We start from the raw sequence: 1,435 nt of genomic DNA on the forward strand, positions 1-1,435 counted from the left end.
GGCTCACGCCTGGGGCCGGCACCCGGCGGGGGCGGGCAAGGTCGTGTGGTTCGAGTTCCTGGAATCCTGCGAGGCGCCGTGCCCCACGCACGGGTGGGGCACGGCGTACGACCTCCGCTCGCTGCGCGCGGTGGCGTGATGCCCCCACCGACAAGCCTGGCCGGGAACGACGGGAAGCAGCCGGTGAGGCTGGCACCAGTAGGCACGGACGGACGGCGGCAACGACCGGCCCGCCGAGCGATGCGCTCGGCGGGCCGGGATCGTGGTGGCCGACGGCTCGGATGAGGCTGCTACGGGCGGGGGCCGAGGGTGACCTGGAAGCCGAGGCTGCCCATCATCGTGTAGTCGCCGTAGAGGTCGCAGCGGCCGGCGACGAGGATGCCGTCCGGGCAGGCGAGGACCTGCGGCGGCTGGATGCCGTAGCCGCGGCGGCGGTCCGCCGACGGCGCGCCTGGGGAGAGGATGCCGGCGGCCCCCGGGAAGAGGATGGCGGTGCCGTCGGTCCGGTCGCCGTAGGGCGGCGGGAGGAGGGTTCCGGTGTCGTCCTCGGGGACGAAGAACAGGATCCGGAACGAGCCGCTGGTCTCGTTCCCGAGGCGGAGGTCGAAGGCGGCGTCCCCGGTGACGACGTCGCCGAGCACTTTCACGCCGGAGAAAGAGAGCGGCAGTGCCGTGGGGTGGCCGGATCCGTCGATCTCGGCCATCAGGCGGTGCAGGGCCGGGGCGTTGCCGGGCGTGGCGTACTCCCTCAGTGAGATGAGCGCGTCGTCCTGGGCCGGTACCAGCTGCTCGTCATCCATGGCGTCTCCTCGGAAGCGCCCTCCCGCTGTGCGGAGGGCCGACGAGGGTGACGGATGCCCGCGGCGGGCGCCCGTGGCACCGGGAGGGGACGGGTGTCCCCCGAACGGCTGCCGACGGGGACCGGGACGGGCCATCGGCGGCCGAACGCCTGGTGCGACGTCAAGACCCTGCTTTCGAATGGACATCCGAGCGATCGCGGGCGCTGACTCTTCCTTGTCCGGAGTGTGGTTGAAATGTGATCTATTTCTGTGCGGGCGATGAGCAGCCGGTGATCTGATGGGCCCCATGACCTACGCGTACCCGCCACCGGCTGCCGCTCCGACCCGCCCGTGGTGGCGTCGACCTGCGACGATCGTCCTCGCCCTGCTCTTCCTGCCGCCGCTCGGCCTGGTGCTGGTGTGGACCTCGCTCTGGCAGCGGCCGGTGAAGATCGCCGCCAGTGTGATCGGCGGGATCTACTGCCTGATCTGGTTCGGCGCGGTGCTCGCGGATCCGAAGCCCGCCCGCGCCGATCTCGTCCAGCCGGCTGCGGCCGCCTCCTCGTCCGCCGCCGCCTTCCTGGACGCCCCCGGCACCGTCCTGTTCGTCGACTCCTTCGAGCACTGCCAGTGGCTGGAGAGCTGGCTGTGGCAGC

2 protein-coding genes are annotated in these 1,435 nt (G+C 72.0%); one reads left to right on the top strand and one right to left on the bottom strand.

What is annotated here, in order from left to right; all coding sequences use genetic code 11:
- Positions 1-290: 290 nt before the first annotated feature.
- The gene (locus ABZ885_RS41145; RefSeq protein WP_360200327.1) at positions 291-800 is read right to left on the bottom strand and encodes a hypothetical protein; all 510 of its coding nucleotides are present in this window, start codon (positions 798-800) and stop codon (positions 291-293) included.
- Positions 801-1,086: 286 nt separating this feature from the next.
- Here ABZ885_RS41145 and ABZ885_RS41150 point away from each other — a divergent pair.
- Positions 1,087-1,435 (top strand): hypothetical protein (locus ABZ885_RS41150; protein WP_360200329.1); only part of this gene is annotated, 349 nt, incomplete at its 3' end.

It is taken from the genome of Kitasatospora sp. NPDC047058 (genome assembly GCF_040643935.1).
Lineage (GTDB): Bacteria > Actinomycetota > Actinomycetes > Streptomycetales > Streptomycetaceae > Kitasatospora.